Source organism: Streptomyces sp. NBC_01429 (assembly GCF_036231945.1).
GTDB lineage: Bacteria > Actinomycetota > Actinomycetes > Streptomycetales > Streptomycetaceae > Streptomyces.
In genome coordinates, this window is the sequence record NZ_CP109599.1 from 2,877,713 (window position 1) to 2,896,956 (window position 19,244).

Consider the following 19,244-nt stretch of genomic DNA (forward strand, 5'->3'; position numbering starts at 1 on the left):
CGGCTCGCCGTCCCCCGCGCGCGCGGCCCGGCGAAGGTTCGCCGGGCCGCGCGCGCAGTGGGGTCGTGCGTGTGTGCCGGTACGGTCAGAGCTGGCCGGAGGCGGCGATGGTGATCTTGGCGCTGGTCGCGCCGGAGCCCGAGCCGTACCCCTCGATCTTCTTGACGAGGGCCAGGCTCTCCTCGTCCGCGACCTCGCCGAACACGACGTGCTTGCCGTCGAGCCAGGTCGTCGCGATGGTGGTGATGAAGAACTGCGAGCCGTTGGTGTTCCGGCCCGCGTTGGCCATCGAGAGCTGGCCGGGCTTGGTGTGCTTGAGCTGGAAGTTCTCGTCCTCGAACTTCTCGCCGTAGATGCTCTTGCCGCCCGTGCCGTTGCCCCGGGTGAAGTCGCCGCCCTGGAGCATGAAGTCCGGGATGACCCGGTGGAAGGACGAACCGGCGTAGCCGAAGCCCTTCTCGCCGGTGGCAAGCGCGCGGAAGTTCTCGGCCGTCTTGGGAACGACGTCGTCGAACAGGTTGAAGTTGATCCGCCCGGCGGGCGCGTCGTCAATGGTGATGTCGAAGTAGACCTTAATCGTCATGTCTCCATCCTGACACTTGCGCCCGCCGGTCCGCGTACGCCCCCTCACCCACGCCCGTCGCGCGGTGTCGTCCATGGAGTGCCGTCGATGCCGGAAGAGGAGGCGTCGAGGGTGCCCGAACACAGGCTCGTGGGCCTCACCAGAGAAGCGCTCCCGGGCCTCGGACCATCACCGCGCCCGCCACGGTCGTTGCCACGAGCACGACGACCGCCAGGACGTGGAACGTCACCTGCCGCTCCTCCGAGCGATGCTCGGCCGCACGGTCCAGCGTGAACCCGGCCGGATCGGCGGGCGTGCGGTGAACGGCGACGTCACGGCCGTACGCGCCGGCGGGGTCCGGCAGGTTCGACGTGCAGTAGGCCGTGACGGCCGTGCCCTCACCGGTGGTGAACGACACGACCGGGGTGATGACGGTCGAGGTGTGGCCGTCGTCGTCGACGCTGACGTCCTTCAGGACCGCGACGACCCGCCCCCGCACGGTCTCCATCGCGGCCAGTCGCTCGATGCGGCGGTTCTTGGCGCGTACCGCCCCGGGCAGCTGAACGGCGCCGGAGACCGCCCACGGCCCGCCGAAGCCGATCAGCGCCCACGGCCACCCCCAGCCGACCGCCGCGAGGACCACCAGCCCGGCATAGACCAGGAAGACCGCGAAACTCGGCCGTCCCAGCCCGCGACCGGGCTCCTCCGGTGTGTCGGAGAACCAGTAGGCGTGCGGTCTGCCTCGCGGGTAGCAGACCCCGATCTCCCGGCCCTCCCACGCGCAGGTGATGACCGTGTCGCCCCGCTCACCGTCGTTCGTCACGGTGACCTCCTGCCCGGAGGCCGGGTCGCGGTAGGAGACGACCACCGATATGCCGCCCTTCCGGGACCCGCCGTGCCGGGGCTCCCGCACCCGCTGGATCCGCCCGGTGAGCCGGACCGTCCGCTGCGCCCTGGTCACTCCGGCCAGCGACATGCCGTACCCGACCAGCGCCGCCACACCCCACACCGCGCACCACAGCACCAGGAACCCGTCCCACCCCATGCCCCCTCCTCCTGCCGACCCGGTCAGCTGCCACTGCGTCGCAGCACTTTGCCCTGCCCGTCCGCCTCCAGCGTTCCCGTGCCCCCGTCGCCGGCGACCACGACCCTGAGCGTGAGCGAGCCGGAGACGCCGTCGACGGTGAGCTGCCAGCTCCGCGGGGACCCGACGCCAAGGGTGGTCCTGGCCTCCTCGACCAGACCGGGGACCCGGTCGTAGGGCAGGGACCTCGGGTTGAACCCGGTGCTCTGCACGCCGCTGGGAGAACCGCTGGGAGAGCCGCTGGGAGAGAAGACGACCGTCAGCAGGCGGTCCCGCACGACGACGGTGAGCGCCCGGCGCCTGTCCGGCCCCTGCGTCAACGACTCGACGGCCTTGCGCAGTTCGCCCTCGTCGAGCATCGACTGGCCGGGCCCCAGGGTGACCGTGCCCGTCGCCGACGTCACCGTGGTCGTGAACGACGAGGAGGACACGGACGGCTCGGGAGCGCCGCTGTCACCCTCGTGGGAGTCGAACAGGTCGGCGCGGAACAGCAGGAGGACGGCGGCCGCGCCGAGCAGCAGCCCGAGAAGAGTGAGGAGGGCGCTGAAACAGCCCCCCGGGGATTCGCTCTTCATGGCCGGACCGGGCGCCGAGTCCACCTGGGCCACGGCCGCCCGCTCCTCCCACCGCGGCGTCGGCCGCTTCACGATCCGCGTCTTCCACGGCCGGTCCGGCGGATACTCCACCACCACGACCCCGCGCGGCCGGTAGTCGGGCAGCTCGACAAGGTTGACGCCCTGCTGTATCTCGACACGGAACGCGGGCGCGTCGTCCGGCGCGACCGACAGATCGAACCGCACCGGCACGTCGCTGGTCTCACCGCCGACGGCCTCCAGACTCTCGATCACCGCGAGCGCCGTGCGCGGCACGACAGCCGCCTCCCGGATACGGCGCGGCAGCGTGGCGAGGAAGAAGACAGCCCCGTAGACCGCGGGCAGAACCAGCCCCGTGACGATCAGCGGCGCCCTCCCGACGGCACAGCCACCGATGAAGGCGGTCAGCGACGCCCCGATCACCCCGCCCGTCAGGAACCCCAGAGCGAGGCCGGCAGGCCCCTTGTGCGTGGGCGGCGCGCCCGTGGCGATCGTCATACGGCCGATTGTGCACATCATGGGTACCGGCCGACAGACCTGTGGAAGGCCCCCGGTGTCCTGTCTCTGAATCATGGTGCGCGGTACGGCCTCGGCACCCGAACCGTGGCAGGCGCTGAGATTGGTCACGGCCCGGCCGGTGCGCCGCGCTCAGCACATTGGTGAGGGTCGGAAGGGAGCGCTCGGCCGGCGCTCCGTCCGACCCTCACCCGGCGGTGCGCCAGCCCTGATCAGGACGAGAGGTACGTCCACTCCCCCGCCAGCAGCGTCCCGTGCACCGGCATGTGCCGCAGCGTGTCCGCGTCCGCCGTGAGGGGGTCGGTGTCCACGACGGCCAGGTCGGCGGGGTCACCGACCCGTACCGCGTGGCGTCCCCGTGCGGCCGCGCCCAGGACGTAGTCGAGCGGAAGGCGGTGTTCCGGGTGCCAGGCGGGGCGGTCGTCGTCAGTGCGGGCGACCGCGTCGGCGATGCCGGTCCAGGGATCGAGCGGGGCCACGGGGGCGTCGGAGCCGAGTTCCAGGGTGGCGCCCGCCGCGCGCAGGGCGCCGTACGGGAAGGCCCGGTGGGTACGCCCGGCCCAGTGCCGGTCGGCGACGTCGCGGTCGTCCACCGCGTGGCTGGGCTGGATGCTCGCGGTGACGCCGAGCGCGGCGAAGCGCGGCTCGTCCTCGGGAGTGACGAGCTGCGCGTGTTCGATACGGCCCCGGCAGCGGACCGCCTCGAAGGCATCGAGGGCCATCTCGTTGGCGCGGTCGCCGATCGCGTGGACGGCGCAGTCGATCCCGTGCGCGGCGGCCCGGCGCATGACGGTCACGAGTTCGTCGTGGGTGTACCGGGCCAGGCCGCGCGCCTCGGCGTGCCCGGCGTCCATGCCCGGGTACGGGTCGTGGCACAGCGCGGTACGGGTGTTGAGCGAGCCGTCGGTGAGCAGCTTCAGCGGCCCCATCTCCAGCAGCCCGCCGCCCGGTACGCCGATGGCGTCGCCGGTGCGCAGCCCCCGGGCGATCGCCGCCTCCAGGTGCGGGGTCCAGACGGAGGCCGCCACCCGGACCGGGACGCGGCCCGCGCTCATCCGGCGGGTCCAGTCGGCGATGTTGTCCGCGTACTCGAAGTCCAGGAAGCCGGTGATGCCGCGCTCGGCGGCGGCGGCGCACGCCTCCCCGATCCAGCGGTCCATGGTCTCCTCCGGTACGACGGGGAGCTGGGCGATGGCCTCCATGCACGCGTGCTCGCGCAGCAGCCCGGTCGGGTGGTCGCCCAGGCCGAGGAGCGCGAGTCCGGCCGAGTTGATCCAGCAGCAGTGCAGATCGGCGCTGATGAGGACGGTCGGGTGGTCGGGGACGTACGCGTCGAGCAGGTCCTTGTGCGGCGCGTCGGGCCACAGGCCGTCCCGGAATCCGTAGCCGAGCAGTGGCCCGGCGGGCGCCGGGCCCGCGGCCAGGCGCGCGCGCACCGTCTCCGCCGCCTGCCGGGCCGACGCCGTACCGGCCAGGTCGAGGCGCTGCCGCGCTGCGGCCCACTGGGCGATGTGCACATGGGCGTCCCACAGGCCCGGCAGCAGGACGCGTCCGTCCAGGTCGGTGTCGCGCTCGCCCGGCCGGCGGGGGGCTTCGCCGCCGGGGTGGACCTCGGTGACGAGGCCGTTGTCGATCCGTACGTCGCTCAGCGGCCCGCCCGCGCCCAGGTGTACGCGGCGCAGGGTGAGCGCCGGGGCGTGCTGGGGAGTGGTCACTGCTGCCTCCTGGAGTCCCGCATGGCGCGGGCGAGTTCGGGGTGGGCGTGGGGCTGGTCGGTGGTGAGGGCGTCGGCGACGCGGTGGACGACCTCCTCGCGCTCGTCCTGGCTGAGCTTGGCCTTGGCCGTCACCCGGGCCGCGGTGAGGGTGAAGCCGGTGACGGCGGCGGCGATGCGGTGGGCGTAGGCGTCGACCCGCTCCAGGCGCCAGGGTTCGGGGAAGCGGTCCTCGAAGTGGTCGACGGTGTCGGTGAGCACCTCGTACGTGCGCTCGGGGCCGAGGGTCTCGGGGCGGCCGTGGACATGGGCGACCACGAAGTTCCAGGTCGGGACGTGCGGGGTCTCCTCGTACCAGACCGGGGAGATGTATCCGTGCGGCCCCTGGAAGACCACCACGACGTCGTGTGCGCCGAGCTGGTGCTCGTCGGCGTCGGTGCGGGCGAGATGACCGGCCAGCACGAGAGTGTCGCCGGAGCCGCCGTCGCGCCCGCCGGCCTCCACCAGGACCGGCAGGTGCGAGACGACCATGCCCCGGTCGGGGACGTGGCTGATCAGGGTCGCCCAGGAGTGGGTCCTGATGAGGTCGCGGATCCGCTCCGGGTCCGTGATCTCGAAAATTTCCTGTCGCAGCAACGCGGGCTCCGGGAGGCTCAGTCGGCGGCGGACTCGGGGAAGTGGCAGGCCGCGAGCGGCCCTCCCGGCACGGGCGCGGTCAGCGCCGGCCGGGTCTGCGTACAGATCTCCGCGCTCTTCCAGCAGCGGGTGTGGAAGGGGCAGCCCGGCGGCGGGTCGCTGGGGCTCGGCGGGTCGCCTTCGAGGACGATCCGGCCGCTCCGGCCCCGGTGGCGCGGGTCGGGGTCGGGCACGGCGGACAGCAGGGCGCGGGTGTACGGGTGGGACGGGCGGCTGTAGACGGCGTCGCGCTCGCCGTGCTCGACGATCCGGCCCAGGTACATGACGGCGATCTCGTCGGCGACGTGCCGGACGACGGCCAGGTCGTGGGCGATGAAGAGATAGCTGAGCCCGAACTCCTTCTGGAGGTCCTTGAGGAGGTTGATGACCTGGGCCTGTACGGAGACGTCCAGGGCGGAGACGGGTTCGTCGCAGACCAGGATGCGGGGGCGCAGCACGAGCGCGCGGGCGATGCCGATGCGCTGGCGCTGGCCGCCGGAGAACTGGTGGGGGTGGCGGTGCGCGTGGGACGGGTCGAGGCCGACCATCTCCAGCAGTTCGCGGGCGCGGGCCGGGCGGTCGCGCTTGGGCACGAGGTCGCGGTGGATCTCCAGGGGTTCGCGGACGATCTCCTCGGCCGTCATCCGGGGGTCGAGGGACGCGTACGGGTCCTGCATGATCATCTGGATGTCGCGTCTGCGGTGGCGGCGCTCGCCGCGCGGCAGCCGCAGCAGTTCGCGGCCCTCCACCCGTACGGTCCCGGCGGTCGGCCGGTCGAGGGCCATCAGCAGCCGTACGAGGGTCGACTTGCCGCAGCCGGACTCCCCGACCAGCCCGAGGGTGGTGTGGCGCCTGAGCGTGAGGTCCACTCCGTCGACGGCCTTGACGGTGGCGCGGTGGCGGCCGGGGGCGCCCGGGTAGTGCTTGACGAGCCCTTCGGCCGCCAGGAGCGGGGCCTCGGCGGCCGGAGCCGGTGTCTCAGGCATGCGCGGTCTCCAGCGGGTAGTGGCAGGCGAGGGACCGGCCGGGCGGCGCCGCCAGCAGGAGCGGCCGTTCGCCCCGGCAGCGCGGCCGGGCGCCGGGACAGCGCGGGTGGAAGGCGCAGCCGTCGGGCAGGTGTCCCGCCGCCGGCGGGGTGCCGGGGATGGGGGTGAGCGCGTCGGTTCCCGCGTCGAGCCGGGGTACGGCGTCGAGCAGGCCCCGGGTGTAGGGGTGCGAGGGGTGTTCGTACAGCTCCTCGACGGGTGCCTGCTCGACGATCCGGCCGGCGTACATGATCGCGACGCGGTCGGCGGTGCCCGCGGCGAGGCCGAGGTCGTGGGTGATCAGCAGGAGGGCGGAGCGGGTCTCCTCGCGCAGTTCCGCGAGGAGTTCCATGATCTGCGCCTGCACGGTGACGTCGAGGGCGGTGGTGGGTTCGTCGGCGATGAGCACGCTGGGCCGCAGGGCCACGGCCATGGCGATCATGACGCGCTGCCGCATCCCGCCGGAGAACCGGTGCGGGTGGTCGCGGTAGCGGCGCGCCGGGTCGGGGATGCGGACCCGGGCCATCAGGTCGAGGGCCCGGGCGCGGGCCTCGCGGCGGCCGATGTCCTCGTGGGCCCTGAGCGTCTCGGCGATCTGGTAGCCCACGGTGAGGCTGGGGTTGAGGGCGGACAGGGCGTCCTGGAAGACCATGGCGAGGTGCTTGCCGCGCAGTGCGCGCAGCGCCTCGGGCCCGAGGGTGAGCAGCTCGGTGTCCCGGTGCAGGACCCGGCCGCCGACCCGGGCGGTGGTGGCCGGGAGCAGGCCCATCACCGCCATGGCGGTGATGCTCTTGCCGGATCCCGACTCGCCGATGAGGGCGAGGGTCTCCTCCTCGTGGAGCGTGAAGGAGACGCCGTCCACGACGCGTTGGGCGGCGCCGCGCGGCAGCAGGTCGACGGTGAGGTCCTCGACCGTCAGCAGGGGGCGGCGGGCGGGCGGTTCGGTCGGGTGGTCGGTCACCGGATCACCGGGTCCTCGGGTCGAGGGCGTCGCGCACCGTGTCTCCGAAGGCGATCAGGGAGAAGACGGTGAAGGACAGGAACAGCCCTGGGAAGATCAGCAGATGGGGGTGGGTCTGGAAGGTGTTCTGCGCGCCGGCCAGTTGCAGGCCCCAGGAGATGGACGGGGATTGCAGCCCCACGCCGAGGAAGGTCAGCGCGGCCTCGGCGACGACGACGCCGCCGACGGTGATGGAGGCGAGGACGAGGACGGGCGTGAGGATGTTGGGCAGCACGTGCCGCCGGACGATGTGCCATTCGCTGCCGCCGAGGCTGCGGGCCATGACGACGTAGTCGGCCTCGCGGGCGGAGCGTACCGACGCCCGGACGACCCGGGTCATGGCCGGCCAGCCGAAGAGGGCGAGGACGGCGGCGACGGTGGGCACGTCCCTGGTGGAGACCGTGTTGAGGACGACGACGGCGCCGAGCAGGAACGGGAAGCCGAGGAAGATGTCGGTGATCCTGGCGATGACGCTGTCCACGACCCGTCCCGCCATTCCGGCGAGCGTGCCGAGCACCAGCGCGACGAGAAGTCCGCAGCCGGTGGCGAGCAGCCCGACGCCGAGCGAGGCCCCGGCGCCGTGCAGGACGTTCGCGTACAGGTCGCAGCCCTGGGTGTCGAAGCCGAAGGGGTGGCCGGGCGCGGGTCCCTGGGCGCTGCTGTTGAGGTCGCAGACGCGCGGGTCGCCGTGGCCGAACCAGCCGGCGAAGAGTCCGGGCGCGACGGCGAGGACGAGCAGCAGCAGGACGCAGCAGCCGGTGACCAGGAACATGGGGCGGCGGCGCAGCTCGCGCCAGACGGTGCCGGGCGCGCCGGCGGGAGGGGGCGCGGCGGCGCCCGCCGGGCCCGTGGCGCCGCCGGCGGCCGTGCCCGCCGCTTCTTCGGTCCTTGTCTCAGTCACGGCGGGTCCTCGGGTCGAGAAGGCTGTTGAGCAGGTCGACGAGCACGCTCGCGACGAGGAAGACCAGGATCAGCGCGGTGGAGACGCCCACCACCGTCGGCCCCGCGTGGCTGCGGATGGCCTGGAAGAGCAACTGCCCGATGCCGGGGAGGTTGAAGACGCCCTCCACGATCACGGTGCCGCCGAGCAGGTATCCGAGGTCGATGGCGAGGCAGGTGACGGCGGGGACGAGCGAGTTGCGCAGCACGCGCACCACGACCGTCCTGCGCCGGCTCAGCCCCTTGGCCACGGCGGTGCGTACGTAGTCGGCCCGGAGGTTCTCGATGACGTCGGCGCGCACCAGCCGGGAGATCGAGGCGACCCCGAAGGCGGCGACGACCAGGGCGGGCAGCACATAGCTCGACGGCCAGCCCGCCGCGTCACCGGCCACCGGGAACCACTGGAGCCGGACGCCGAAGACGACCTGGACGGTGTAGCCGAGGACGAAGACGGGGACGGACACGGCGCCGATGGTGAAGGCGAGCACCGCGCGGTCCGTCCAGGTGTTCCTGCGCAGCGCGGCGAGGACGCCGAGGCCGATGCCGGCGACGGCCTCGATCGCCCAGGCGGTCAGCGCGAGCCGGACGGTGACCGGCCAGCGGTCGGCCAGCTGACCGCCGACCGACCGCCCGCCGAAGTCCGTGCCGAGGTCGCCCCTGACCAGTCCGCCCAGGTAGTGGCCGTACTGGGCGAGCAGCGGCTCGTCGAGGTGGTACTGCTCGCGGATCGTCCTGACCACGCTCGGGGCGAGCGGCCGGTCGCCCGCGAGCGCGGCCACGGGGTCGCCGGGCAGGGCGTACACCATGGCGTAGATGAGGAAGGTGACGCCGAAGAAGACGACCAGGGCCTCAGCGAGGCGCCGTATCAGGTACGGGGTCACCGGGGTTCCTCGGCGGATCCGGGACCGCGGGTGGGCACGGCGTCCCGCGCGCCGGTACGGGTACGGGCGTGGTCGGCCGCCGCGAGCAGGGCGGCGTACTGCATCCCGGCGAGGGTCGGGATCGGGATGGGGTCGCCGGTCGCCGGCTCCGCCTCGTCCTGCCACGCGGTGTAGGCGGCCAGCAGTTCGCGGTGGGCCGCGCGGACCTGCGGGGTGGCGGTGCCGGCGGCGAGTTCGGCGTCGAGGGCGCGCAGCAGCATGCCGCCGAAGCGGATACGGAAGCTGTGCACGGACGCCCGGCAGCCGTACCGCTCGGCGACGGTGGCGGGCCGGTTCTCCAGGCCCTCGGCGCGTGTCGTCTCCAGGACGGCGACCTTGGTGAGGGAGGGGACGAAGTCCTTCACGGCCCGCAGGAACGGGGTGGGTACGGCGAGATGCGGGGCGGCGGCGTCGAGGACGGCGTCGAGGAACTCGCCGGTCTCGCGCAGTCCTTCGGCGCGGCGGCGGACGAGGTCGGCGTATCCCTCGGTGGTGAGGGTGTCGTCGTCGGCCTCGGGGTGGGACCAGTGCGGGACCTCGGTGACGAAGTAGAAGGTGCCGTACCTCTCGGCGTAGGCGGCGCTGGAGGCGCCGCCGATCTCGTTCGCCGGGTCGGCGCCGAGGCTTTCGAGGTAGTCGTAGGCGTCCCGCATGTCGATGGCGCCGAAGACGGCCGGGGCGTAGCGGGGGGTGTGGGGGGCCTCGGGTTCGCCGGTGGAGAGCGGGATGGAGACGGAGGCGGGGATGGCGGCGAGCAGGTCGTACAGCTCGGGGGCCGGGCGGTTGATGTAGTAGTAGACGCCGCCCGCCTCGCTGTTGTGCAGGGTGGTGAGGAAGCGCGGCCGGGTGGCGTCGATCAGCCGCATCAGCGCGAGGGTCTCGGGCAGGACGCGGTCGAAGTAGGCGTCCTTGTAGGCGAACGGGAAGGTCCACTCGACCTGTTCCCGGCCCGCCGGACGGTAGAAGTGGCGTCCGTAGAGCCGCTTGTCGGTGGGGTGGGCGTACCAGCCCTCGTTGAGCCGGGCGCCGTCCGGGTCGACGCAGGGCACGATGTGCCAGGCGCCGCCGAAGTGGGTGCGCAGGGCGTCGTCCTCGCAGAGGGTGGTGGCGAGGTGGAGGGCGGTCACTGCGCCGACGGGCTCGTTGGGGTGGACCCCGCCGACGACGACGTAGTCGGGGCTGTCCGTGCCGGTGGGGTCGCCCCCGCCCGCACCGTCGGCCGGGGTGTCGCGCACGGTGAAGCAGTACAGGGGTTCGCCGAGGGTGGAGGTGCCGATCCGCGCCTCGGTGACCAGCGCGGGGTGGCGGGCGGCCAGCGCGCGGAAGGACGCCAGCAGGTCGTCCACGGCCGGGTACACGGAGGTCGGGGGGACGGTCGTGGTGCGCCGTACCCAGCTGTCGGGGACGGCGGAGTTCGGGGCCGGGGCCGGGGTCGGGGTCGGGGTCGGGGTCGGGGTCGCTGTCGCCATGTGGTGCGGGTCTCCGTTGCGGGGGATGGGGCCGTGCGGGATGGCCGGGACGAGTCGGTGAACGGGGTGGAGGGCGGTGGGTGGTACGGGGCCTGTGCCGCGGATCAGCCGGTGACGGAGATCAGCCGGTGACGGAGATCCGGGTCAGGTCGATGTCGGCGGGGCCGAGGGTGACGCCGGAGACCCGGTCGGTGCTGGCGCTGACGTACGTCCCGTAGAAGAGCGGAATGACGGGGAAGTCCTCGATGACGCGCTTCTGGGCGTCGTTGTAGAGGCCCTCGGCCGCGGCGGGCGTCTTCGCGCCGTCCGCGCGCCGCAGCAGGTCGTCCACGTCGGGGTCGCTGTAGTTGCTGCACGTGTAACAGCCGCCGGCCTTGGTGAAGATGCCGCGCAGGGTGTTCTGCATGCTGGGGTAGAGGGCGCCCTAGTGGGCGTGGTACGGCCCGGTGAGTTTCCGGCCGAAGACCTTGTCGCTGAACTCCGGCCAGTCGGCGGTCGGCCGCGCCTCGACGCCGCTGATACCGAGGTTCTGCCGGATCTGGTTGGCGACCGCCTTGTACAGCTCGTCGAGGCCGAGCCCGCCCGGGTAGGTGATCAGCATCTCGCCCGACCAGCCGCCCGCCTCCTTGAGCAGCTTCTTAGCCTCGGCCGGGTCGAACGCGCAGGCGTCGCACAGTCCGGTCTCCGCGCCGACCTCGGAGGGCGGGGTGAGGGAGGTGGCCGGGGTGTAGAGACCGGCGTACATGGTCTTGTTGACGGCCTCGCGGTCGATCGACAGCGAGAGCGCCTTGCGCAGCCGGATGTCCTGGAAGCGCTTGTCGTAGAGCGGGAGGGTCAGGAACTCCAGCGAGGGCGCCTCGTACGTGTACAGCCGGTCGCCGAAGTCGGCCTTCGCGCTGCCGTACTTGCTCAGGGGGACGCTGATGACGTCGGTGTTGCCGGCCTGGGCGTCGGTGTACGCGGTCTGGAGGTCGCTGTAGCTCTTGAAGGTGATGGCCGACGAGGCGGGCGCGGTGCCCTTGTACGCGGAGTAGCGCGTGACGGTGGTGCCCTTGTCGGCCTGCCAGGCCGTGTCCATCTTGAACGGGCCGTTGCCGATGGGCTTGCGGTCGTACGCCTCGGGGTCGCCGGCGGCGGCCTCCGGGAGCGGGTAGAAGCCGAGCTGGTTGGGGGTGAGTTGCAGCGGGAACTGGCTGTCGGGGGCGGTGAGGGTGACCTTCAGGGTGGTGTCGCCGACGACCTTCAGCCCGGAGAGTTCCTTCGTCTTCGGCTTGCCCTTGGCCGGGTTGAGGTCCGCGTACCCCTCGATGTTGGCGAGCTGGCCGTTGGTGGCCCAGGCGTTGGGCCCGTACGCGGCGCGGTTCCAGCCGTCGGCGTAACTCTTCGCGGTGACGGGCTCGCCGTTGTGGAAGGTCCAGCCGGAGCGCAGCTCGATGGTCCAGTGGCGGGCGTCGGGGCTGGTGACGGACTTCGCCTGGACGTAGCTGAGGTCGCCCTTGGCGTCGACCTTCACCAGCGGGGCGAACAGGACGCGGGACTCGTCGTTGGCGGTGGTGCTGCGGCCGGGCGTGAGATGGTCCGGCTCGGCGACGGCGACGGAGAATCCGGCGCTCTTCGCCGCTGTGGCACCGCCCTCGCCGCCGCCCGCGCAGGCGGTGAGCAGCAGGGCGAGGGATACGCTCGCCGGTACGGCCTTCGACATGGATGATCTGGGCAAGACAACTCCATGGGAGAGCAGGGCACGCCGTGGGCCGGTGCGTGACGACGGTGCGGATCGGTTGCGTACCGGGTGCGTGTACCGGGGATACTCGCCCCAGGTGAGAATCCGTGTCAACGCAAAGTTCTGAAACATTTAGCATGAGATGAATCTTTAACACGGAGGACTTGCATGTCGGCCGACACTTCCGGCACCACCGCTCGCACCCCGGAGGGCTGGGACCGGGAGACTTTCGTCGAGGAGATGGGCCTGCTGTGGGAGACGGCGGGCAGCGGCCGGATGGACGGCCGGATCATCGCCTACCTCCTCATCACGGACATCCCGTACGTCTCATCCGGCGCGCTCGCCCGCGCCCTGCGGGTCAGTCCCGGCTCGATCTCGCTGGCGACGCGGCGGCTGACGGACGCGGGGTTCCTCAAGCGGCACGCGGTGCCCGGCGAGCGCAGCCACTACTTCCGGGTCGACGACGACGTGTGGGGCAGCTTCCTGGCGGGCGAGCGCCGCTTCCTCGACCGGGAGAAGTGGCTCGCCGAGCAGGCCCTCACCCTGCTGGGCCCCGAGGAGGAGGCGCCCCGCCGCCGGCTGCGCAACATGCGCGACTACATGAACTACATCCAGGGCGGTCATCACAAGCTGCTGACGGGGTGGCGGGAGTACCAGGAACAGCACGGACGGCGCCCGGCGCCGGCCGGGAGCGAGATCCCGGCCCAGGCGGCGGCCGACGGTGACGGGACGCACGGCTTCTCCGCCCAGTCGCTGAGCCCGGCGCTGGCCGGGCACCTGGTCCCCGACGCGCTCTGGGCCGCCGCCGAACCCGTCCTGCCCCCGTCTCCTTCGGAGAAGGAGCGGCAGGCCTTCACGGCCGTCGCGTACGTCCTCACCTCCGGCTGCGGCTGGCAGCAACTGCCCGCCCACTTCGGGGTGTCCCCCGCCACCGCGCACCGGCGCTTCACCGGGTGGACCAAGGAGGACGTCTGGCGGCGCTGGCACCAGGCCGTCGAGCGGGAGCACGCGAGCGGCCGCTGCGACGCGCGGGACGCCGCCTGGTGCGCCCTGATCACCGAGGCGGCGACGGCCCGCGCGTCGGGCTGACGACCCGGCGGGAGGTGGACCAGCGCGACAGCGGTTGGCGGTCGCGGTGGTTCCGGTTCGGGCATCGGCGTGGCGGCTCCGCCAACTGCCTGCTGGTGCGTCCGCGATACACGATCTTCGGGTTGCTCCAGAGTCGGGACAACCTTTCCGGTGGCGTCCCGCTGCCGGGATTTCGTGTTCTCCGGGCGAAGTTGGATCTTGCGTAAGGCGCGGCCGCACGATCGGAATCCAGCGGGACCCGTCCCACGTATCAGCTGGGCGGCCCGGGTCCGGGAGGCGGGCGCACCACTGTCCATCAGGCCGTACCGCCTGCACTTCACCGCCCGTCTGCTCTCCTGGACCGGCTCAACGGTGGCGCCCATCGGTCTGGCCTTCGCGGTCCTCCGGATCGGGGGCGGCGCTCGCCCTGATGTGGAAGCCACGCCAGGTCGCAGTCGTCGTCTGTGCGGGCACCGGCTCGATGGCGGTGCCGCTGGCGGCAATGGCCACGGCCGTGCCGCTGCCCGTGCTCGTGGTCGCCACGGGGGTGGCGGGCACGGGGCTGGCGGTCAGCATGACCGTGTGGGCTTCGCTGGTGCAGGAGAGGATTCCGGCGGACCGGCTGGGCCGGACCCTGTCCTACTCGACACTCGGACAGATCCTGCCCGTGCCCTTCGGCTATCTCCTCGCCGGTCCCGCCTCCCACCTGTTCGGGCTCCGCACCACCCTGGCGGCAGGCGCACTGATCATCACGGCCGCCGCCGTCGTACCGCTGGCCCTTGCTCAGGTCCGGGGGCTCTGCCTCGCGCCGGGAGCGACCAGGGATACCGGCGGGCCTGTGCCCACGGCACGGGCGGAGAGGTAGAACGCCCGGGCCACCTCGACGGCGCCTGTTCGCGTCTCGACGGCGACCCCTCGGCCGCGGCCGATATGGCGGCGGGGATTCGACCGCCCGCGGAGCCCCTACCGCGAGGGCCTGATCCGGTCCAGGGCCGAAGTCCTCCACCAGGCCCTCGGCGGCCTCCCCGAGACCTCCTCGGCCAGGTTCTCGCCTGACAGGGTTCTGCGAGAACTGACCCTGGGCAACAGACGATCTTTTGCCGACACTCGGCCAGGTGGAAGGGGGAAGCTCCCGCCGCTGTCAGAAGTGGTCCGGCAGCCAGGGCTCGAACTGTGCCGTGCTGCGGACGAGGGTCGTGAGCGCCTTCTCCGAAGTGGCGTGGACTCCGGCCATACGGGCCGAGGTGGTGGACCGGTAACCACCGGCGTACCAGACCGCGAGCTGGCGCCGTGTGAAGGCCACCTGTCCCTCGACGCGGGTGGAGACGATCTCGGCCGCTCCATCACTGACCTGAAGCATCCACCGGGCCCAGTCGCCGGTCTCGTTCTCGATCTCGATCGGGACGGCGGTGGTGAGGTCGGTGGGCCACCCGCGGAGCCGGATGGCCTCGGAGGTGTTGAGGACGCGGAGCATCCAGGGGTGCCAGGCTTCGGCGGTTGTGCGGTGGTGGCGGAGTCCGTGGAGGAGGGTGGGGTAGGGCGGGAGGGCTCCGCGCCGGAACTCGATGGTGCGGGCGCGGGTGTTGTGATGGCCGAGGAAGGCGAGCATGGCGGCGGCGGTGGGCTGGCCGGCGGCCCAGAAGTCATGGACGACCAGGCTCATACCGTGGCGCTCGTGCCGTTTGGTGGTGAGGCTGAGCAGGCCGGTGACGGGGTGGCCGGGCCTGGTGAAGCGGTAGGTGGTGAGGTTGCTCTTGTCGTGCTTCCACTGGGTCCACCAGTTGGGTCGGTGGATGGGGCCGTTCCACTGTCGGGCGAGGTCGCGTTGGAGGGTTTCGGCTTCGTCGGTCAGTCCGTGCTCGGCCTCGAAGTCCTCATTGGCGAAGGAGTGTTTGAGGGCGTCGGTGGCCACCGCCCAGGCGAGGACGCCGGTGGGGGCTTCCCATCCGAGGCGGCGGGCATAGCCGGTGGAGGAAGTCACGATCGTGGAGATCACCGCTCCGTGTTCGATCAGGGGGCGCAGTCGTTCGGTGGCCATGTCGGCGGCCAGGTGCTCGCCGCGCTCCTCGGGGGCGACGCAGCCGTCGCCGAGGCAGGCGCTGGGGACGGAGGCGCCGCCGAAGAACTGATCGACGAGGAGGCCCAGTCCGCCGGCGACGACCCGGCCGCCGCGGACGGCGACCTGGAGGTCGGCGTGCTCGCGCAGGTGGGTGATGTCCCCGACCGGGTGGCCGTAGGAGCGGGTGGCGAGCTGGTCGTACTGCTCCCACAGGCCGTCGTCGGCCGGGGCGAAGGTCAGCTGCTGGTTCATGGTCCGCCCTCAGTAGTGGGTGGCGTCGCGGGCGGCATCAGCGTCCAGAGGCACGAGGAAGGTGCGGGTGAAGGCCAGGACGCTGGTGCGGTTCTGGTTGTGTGCGGTGGTGTGGCAGGTGATGACCCCGGTGCCGGGACGCCTCTCGGAGGCCCGGCGGGTGAGGATCTTCGTCTCGGCGTACAGGGTGTCGCCGAGGTGGACGGGCGTGGTGAAGCGCACGTGGTCGACGGCGAGGTTCGCGGTGGTCAGGCCGCTGATGCTGCGGACGGTCATGCCGGCCACGAGGTTGAGGGTGACGCCGGAGCAGACCAGGACGCGGCCCCACTGGGTCTGACTGCTGTAGTGGGCGTCGGTGTGGATGGGGGCGACGTTGCCGCTCAGGGCCGCGCCGAGGAGGTTGTCGAGTTCGGTGACGGTCCGGCCGGGCCGGTGTTCGATGATCAGTCCGGGGGCGAGTTCGGGGTAGGAGAGGCCGACGCTCTCGCGGAGCCGCTCCTCGCCGATCTGCCGGTAGCCGTGGGGCAGGCCGGCGCTCATGACGTACGGTCCCTCTCGTCGACAAGCGCGCGGGCCCGGTTGAAGAACGGGGTGCCGCGCATCTGCCCGTCCACGGTGGTCACCGTTCCGCCGCTGGCGTCGGCGGCCGCGACGACGGCGCGGGCCTGTGCGATCTCCTCGGTGGTCGGGGTGAAGACCTCGTTGATCACCTGTACGTGGCGGGGGTGGACGCAGCCTTTGCCGTAGAAGCCGATTTCCTTGGCCCGTTCGGCGTCACGGCGCAGGATGCCGAGGTCGTCGAGTTCCCAGGTGGGGGCGTCGATAGCGGGGATGTTCGCGGCGGTGGCGGCGTTGATGAGGGCCGAGCGGGCGTAGTGGAGGGTGTCCCAGTCCAGGCCGCAGCGGACGGAGGCGGCGTAGTCGGCGGAGCCGAAGAGGACGCCGCCGAGCCGGGGAACTCGCATGATCGCGGGGAGAGTGTCGAAGGCCCGGGGGCTTTCGATCAGCGCCCAGATGTCGGGGGTGTAGCCGTCGGTGTCGAGTACGGCGGCGACGAGTTCGATGTCGCGGGGGGATTCCACCTTGGGGACCACGATGAGGTCGGGCCGGGCGGTGTAGGCGGCGAGGGCGGCGAGGTCTTTGATGCCGTCGATCGTCGTGAGGCCGTTCATCCGGATGCCGAGGGTGCACGTCGGGTCGGGGTGGGCGAAGAACGCTTCGGAGGTGGTGCGGGCGGTCTGCTTGTCGGGGAGGGCGACGGAGTCCTCGATGTCGACGACGGCGACTGCGGCACCGGACTTCCGCGCGGTGGCGAAGCGGTCTTCGTACCGGCCGGGGGTGATGATCCAGGCCCGTCCGGGACGGTGGCTCTGGCTGGTCATGGGGTGGTTCACCTTCCGTTGCGCTTGGTGGTGATGAGGCGGTCGAGCCGGCCGAGGGTGGCGGCGTTCTTGATGTCGCTGTCGCTGATGTCGATGCCGTAGCGGTCGGTGAGCAGGACGGACAGTTCGACGACGGCGAGGGAGTCGAATCCGGCGTGGTCGAGGCTGGCGTCGTCGGTGAGCCGGTCGGCGGGCAGCTTGAGGTCGTCGGTCAGGATGCGGGCGAGGTCACCGGTCATGTCCGGCTCCTTTGGGTGGGTGGCTGCGGGGAGAGGCCGGGCCAGGTGAGGGTGGTGGCACCCCAGGTCAGTCCGGCACCGAACGCGGTGAGCAGGGTGCGGTGGCCGGGCTTGAGACGGCCGTCGGCGGCGGAGCGGGCCAGGAGCAGGGGGATGGATGCGGCGCCGGTGTTGCCGGTCTCGGCGATATTGCTGAGTTGTCGGTCGTCTGGGACGCCGAGCGTGCGTGCGACAAAGGCGGTGATGCGGCTGTTGGCCTGGTGCGGGACCAGACGGTCGATGTCGCCGAGTTCCCATCCGGCGGCGGCGGTGGCCTGGCGGGACGCGGTGGACATGCGGTCGACCGCATGCCGGAAGACCTCGCCTCCGTCCATGTGCAGGGCGCCGGTGCGGGAGGCCCGGATCAGGTCGGCGCCGGTGCCGTCGCTGCCCAGGACCACCGGCCCGAGCGCCCCGGCCTCGTCCGCGCTGCCGTGGCGCAGCACTACGGCTCCGGCGCCGTCGCCGAACAGGGGGACGGTTGTGCGGTCCTCGGGGTCGGGAAGGGTGGCGAGGCGGTCGGCGCCGATGACCAGGACGGTCCCTACGGCGCCGGCGGCGATCAGTCCGGCCGCGGTGGCGAGGGCGTAGAGGAATCCGGTGCAGCCGGCTGCGAGGTCGTAGGCGGGGATGCCGGTCAGGCCGAGCCGGGTGGCAACGGCGGGGGCGGTGGCCGGACAGCAGCGGTCCGGGGTGGTTGTGGCGACCACCAGTGCCTCCACGGTGACCGGTTCCGTGTCGGCGAGGGCCTGGGCGCCGGCCCGAACAGCGAGGTCGGTCGTGGACAGGTCCGCCCCGGCGACGTGCCGTTGGGTGATGCCGGTCCGCGAGCGGATCCACTCGTCGGTTGTATTCAGACGTGCGGTCAGGTCGGCGTTCGAGACGGTGTGCGGAGGCAGTGCCGCGCCGACTGCGCAGATCACAGCCGCTCTCCCGGCAGCGACGGATGCGGCGGTCATCGGGCGGCCGCCTTGAGCTGCCGGGCGACATCGCCGATGAGGTCTTCCTGCCCGGCGACGACCTGCCGCTCGCCGAGGGCGAGGAACAGGTCGATGGGGTCGACGCCTTCGGCGTGTGCGGTCTGAAGGACGGGCCGCCTGAAGCCGGAGAATACCCCGGCGAGTCCGCTGGCCACGGCGATCGAGTCGATGGTCGGCGGGGCCTCCATCAGGCGGTCGGCGGCGATGTCGGCGGCGGCCAGGACCTCGCGCAGGCCGATCCCGGTCTCGGCGCCGTGGCGCTCCAGGACGGCCACGAGGACTTCGAGCTGGGTGTTGCCGGCCCCGGCGCCGAACCCGCGGGCGGTCGCGTCGATGACGGTCGCCCCGGCGTCCACGGCGGCAAGGCTGTTCGCTACGGCCAGGCCCAGGTTGTTGTGGCCGTGGAAGATGACCGGCACACCGACGGCGTCGGCGATGGCGTGCACGCGCTCGGTGACGTCGGAAGGGAGGTAGTACCCGGCCGAGTCCATGATGCCGACGGCCTGAGCGCCGAACTTCACCATCAGGGCGCACTGTTCGGCGAGGTCGCCGGGTCCGGTCATGTGGCTCATGAGCAGGACGCCCTGGGCTTCGGCTCCGAGGTCGCGGACGACACCAAGGTGACGTTCGGTGACATCGGCCTCGGTGCAGTGCGCGGCGATCCGTACGATGTCGGCGCCGTGGTGGACGGCGGCCTCCAGGTCGTCGGATGTACCCCAGCCGGGGGCCATGAAGACGCCCATCCGCGACGAGGTGAGGGCTTCGCGGACGGTGGTGAGCATCGTGGCGTCGTCGAGCTTGGAGCGGCCGATCTGGAGGCTGGAGGCGCCCAGGCCGTTGCCGTGGCCGACCTCGACCACCGGCACGGCGGCGGCGTTCGCGGCGGTGGCGTAGGCGCGGAGCTGGTCGGCGTCGAGCTGGTGGCCGACGGCGTGGTGGCCGTCGCGCAGAGTCGGGTCGTGCAGGAGGATCCGGGGCCGCTCGTGCGGGTGTGTGTTCACGGATGGG

20 protein-coding genes are annotated in these 19,244 nt (G+C 72.2%); 2 read left to right on the forward strand and 18 right to left on the reverse strand.

The window, feature by feature from the left end:
- Positions 1-85: 85 nt before the first annotated feature.
- From OG627_RS12170 to OG627_RS12225, 12 genes are all read right to left on the reverse strand, one after another.
- A complete protein-coding gene (locus OG627_RS12170) occupies positions 86-583 on the reverse strand; it encodes a peptidylprolyl isomerase (RefSeq protein WP_329064307.1) in 498 nt (165 codons plus the stop codon).
- A 136-nt stretch (positions 584-719) separates the two neighbouring features.
- On the reverse strand, positions 720-1,607 hold the full coding sequence (locus OG627_RS12175; protein ID WP_329064309.1) for a DUF3592 domain-containing protein: 888 nt from the start codon (positions 1,605-1,607) through the stop codon (positions 720-722).
- 23 nt (positions 1,608-1,630) lie between these two features.
- Entirely contained in the window at positions 1,631-2,737 is a 1,107-nt protein-coding gene (locus OG627_RS12180) for a hypothetical protein (protein ID WP_329064311.1), read from the reverse strand.
- A gap of 230 nt (positions 2,738-2,967) precedes the next feature.
- Positions 2,968-4,470, reverse strand: a complete 1,503-nt coding sequence (locus tag OG627_RS12185) for an amidohydrolase (RefSeq protein WP_329064314.1) — start codon at positions 4,468-4,470, stop codon at positions 2,968-2,970.
- The gene (locus OG627_RS12190) at positions 4,467-5,105 is read right to left on the reverse strand and encodes an FMN-binding negative transcriptional regulator (RefSeq protein ID WP_329064316.1); all 639 of its coding nucleotides are present in this window, start codon (positions 5,103-5,105) and stop codon (positions 4,467-4,469) included. Before OG627_RS12190 ends, OG627_RS12185 begins: the two co-directional genes overlap by 4 nt.
- Before the next feature lie 17 nt (positions 5,106-5,122).
- Entirely contained in the window at positions 5,123-6,130 is a 1,008-nt protein-coding gene (locus OG627_RS12195) for an ABC transporter ATP-binding protein (RefSeq protein ID WP_329064318.1), read from the reverse strand.
- Positions 6,123-7,130 carry an ABC transporter ATP-binding protein gene (locus OG627_RS12200; protein ID WP_329064320.1) on the reverse strand — a complete coding sequence of 336 codons (1,008 nt, stop codon included), beginning with the start codon at positions 7,128-7,130 and terminating at the stop codon, positions 6,123-6,125. The genes OG627_RS12195 and OG627_RS12200 overlap by 8 nt, the downstream gene beginning before the upstream one ends.
- A 4-nt stretch (positions 7,131-7,134) precedes the next feature.
- Positions 7,135-8,070, reverse strand: coding sequence for an ABC transporter permease (locus OG627_RS12205; protein WP_329064323.1), 936 nt, complete (start codon positions 8,068-8,070; stop codon positions 7,135-7,137).
- Positions 8,063-8,989, reverse strand: a complete 927-nt coding sequence (locus OG627_RS12210) for an ABC transporter permease (RefSeq protein ID WP_329064325.1) — start codon at positions 8,987-8,989, stop codon at positions 8,063-8,065. The genes OG627_RS12205 and OG627_RS12210 overlap by 8 nt, the downstream gene beginning before the upstream one ends.
- On the reverse strand, positions 8,986-10,497 hold the full coding sequence (locus OG627_RS12215) for a M14 family zinc carboxypeptidase (protein ID WP_329064327.1): 1,512 nt from the start codon (positions 10,495-10,497) through the stop codon (positions 8,986-8,988). The genes OG627_RS12210 and OG627_RS12215 overlap by 4 nt, the downstream gene beginning before the upstream one ends.
- Before the next feature lie 121 nt (positions 10,498-10,618).
- Positions 10,619-10,903, reverse strand: a complete 285-nt coding sequence (locus OG627_RS12220) for a hypothetical protein (RefSeq protein WP_329064329.1) — start codon at positions 10,901-10,903, stop codon at positions 10,619-10,621.
- Positions 10,904-10,921: 18 nt separating this feature from the next.
- On the reverse strand, positions 10,922-12,214 hold the full coding sequence (locus OG627_RS12225) for a peptide ABC transporter substrate-binding protein (RefSeq protein ID WP_329064331.1): 1,293 nt from the start codon (positions 12,212-12,214) through the stop codon (positions 10,922-10,924).
- Positions 12,215-12,385: 171 nt separating this feature from the next.
- On the opposite strand from OG627_RS12225, the gene OG627_RS12230 reads away from it, so the two are divergent.
- Together OG627_RS12230 and OG627_RS12235 are read left to right on the forward strand one after the other, a co-directional pair.
- Entirely contained in the window at positions 12,386-13,306 is a 921-nt protein-coding gene (locus tag OG627_RS12230) for a transposase (RefSeq protein ID WP_329064333.1), read from the forward strand.
- 409 nt (positions 13,307-13,715) lie between these two features.
- Positions 13,716-14,150, forward strand: coding sequence for a hypothetical protein (locus OG627_RS12235; RefSeq protein WP_329064335.1), 435 nt, complete (start codon positions 13,716-13,718; stop codon positions 14,148-14,150).
- 276 nt (positions 14,151-14,426) lie between these two features.
- Here OG627_RS12235 and OG627_RS12240 read toward each other — a convergent pair whose 3' ends face one another.
- From OG627_RS12240 to dmpG, 6 genes are read right to left on the reverse strand one after another with little or no spacing between them, the layout of a single operon-like run.
- Positions 14,427-15,596, reverse strand: a complete 1,170-nt coding sequence (locus OG627_RS12240; RefSeq protein ID WP_329064337.1) for a GNAT family N-acetyltransferase — start codon at positions 15,594-15,596, stop codon at positions 14,427-14,429.
- Positions 15,597-15,605: 9 nt separating this feature from the next.
- Positions 15,606-16,136, reverse strand: coding sequence for a MaoC family dehydratase (locus OG627_RS12245; RefSeq protein WP_329064339.1), 531 nt, complete (start codon positions 16,134-16,136; stop codon positions 15,606-15,608).
- Complete coding sequence (locus tag OG627_RS12250; protein ID WP_329064341.1) at positions 16,133-16,978, reverse strand: HpcH/HpaI aldolase/citrate lyase family protein; 846 nt, start codon at positions 16,976-16,978, stop codon at positions 16,133-16,135. Before OG627_RS12250 ends, OG627_RS12245 begins: the two co-directional genes overlap by 4 nt.
- An 8-nt stretch (positions 16,979-16,986) precedes the next feature.
- Positions 16,987-17,217: an acyl carrier protein gene (locus OG627_RS12255; protein ID WP_329064343.1), complete on the reverse strand. Its 231-nt coding sequence runs from the start codon at positions 17,215-17,217 to the stop codon at positions 16,987-16,989.
- Positions 17,214-18,215 (reverse strand): beta-ketoacyl-ACP synthase III, encoded by a 1,002-nt coding sequence (locus OG627_RS12260; protein WP_329064347.1) that lies wholly within the window; start codon positions 18,213-18,215, stop codon positions 17,214-17,216. Before OG627_RS12260 ends, OG627_RS12255 begins: the two co-directional genes overlap by 4 nt.
- Positions 18,212-19,237 (reverse strand): 4-hydroxy-2-oxovalerate aldolase, encoded by a 1,026-nt coding sequence (gene dmpG, locus OG627_RS12265; protein ID WP_329064349.1) that lies wholly within the window; start codon positions 19,235-19,237, stop codon positions 18,212-18,214. The genes OG627_RS12260 and dmpG overlap by 4 nt, the downstream gene beginning before the upstream one ends.
- Positions 19,238-19,244 lie beyond the last annotated feature (7 nt).

Coding starts and splice junctions, on each gene's coding strand:
- OG627_RS12170 (WP_329064307.1), bottom strand. CDS start 583: ATGACGATTAAGGTCTACTTCGACATCACCATTGACGACGCGCCCGCC.
- OG627_RS12175 (WP_329064309.1), bottom strand. CDS start 1,607: ATGGGGTGGGACGGGTTCCTGGTGCTGTGGTGCGCGGTGTGGGGTGTG.
- OG627_RS12180 (WP_329064311.1), bottom strand. CDS start 2,737: ATGACGATCGCCACGGGCGCGCCGCCCACGCACAAGGGGCCTGCCGGC.
- OG627_RS12195 (WP_329064318.1), bottom strand. CDS start 6,130: ATGCCTGAGACACCGGCTCCGGCCGCCGAGGCCCCGCTCCTGGCGGCC.
- OG627_RS12215 (WP_329064327.1), bottom strand. CDS start 10,497: ATGGCGACAGCGACCCCGACCCCGACCCCGACCCCGACCCCGGCCCCG.
- OG627_RS12220 (WP_329064329.1), bottom strand. CDS start 10,903: ATGCAGAACACCCTGCGCGGCATCTTCACCAAGGCCGGCGGCTGTTAC.
- OG627_RS12230 (WP_329064333.1), top strand. CDS start 12,386: ATGTCGGCCGACACTTCCGGCACCACCGCTCGCACCCCGGAGGGCTGG.
- OG627_RS12235 (WP_329064335.1), top strand. CDS start 13,716: ATGTGGAAGCCACGCCAGGTCGCAGTCGTCGTCTGTGCGGGCACCGGC.
- OG627_RS12240 (WP_329064337.1), bottom strand. CDS start 15,596: ATGAACCAGCAGCTGACCTTCGCCCCGGCCGACGACGGCCTGTGGGAG.
- OG627_RS12245 (WP_329064339.1), bottom strand. CDS start 16,136: ATGAGCGCCGGCCTGCCCCACGGCTACCGGCAGATCGGCGAGGAGCGG.
- OG627_RS12250 (WP_329064341.1), bottom strand. CDS start 16,978: ATGACCAGCCAGAGCCACCGTCCCGGACGGGCCTGGATCATCACCCCC.
- OG627_RS12255 (WP_329064343.1), bottom strand. CDS start 17,217: ATGACCGGTGACCTCGCCCGCATCCTGACCGACGACCTCAAGCTGCCC.
- OG627_RS12260 (WP_329064347.1), bottom strand. CDS start 18,215: ATGACCGCCGCATCCGTCGCTGCCGGGAGAGCGGCTGTGATCTGCGCA.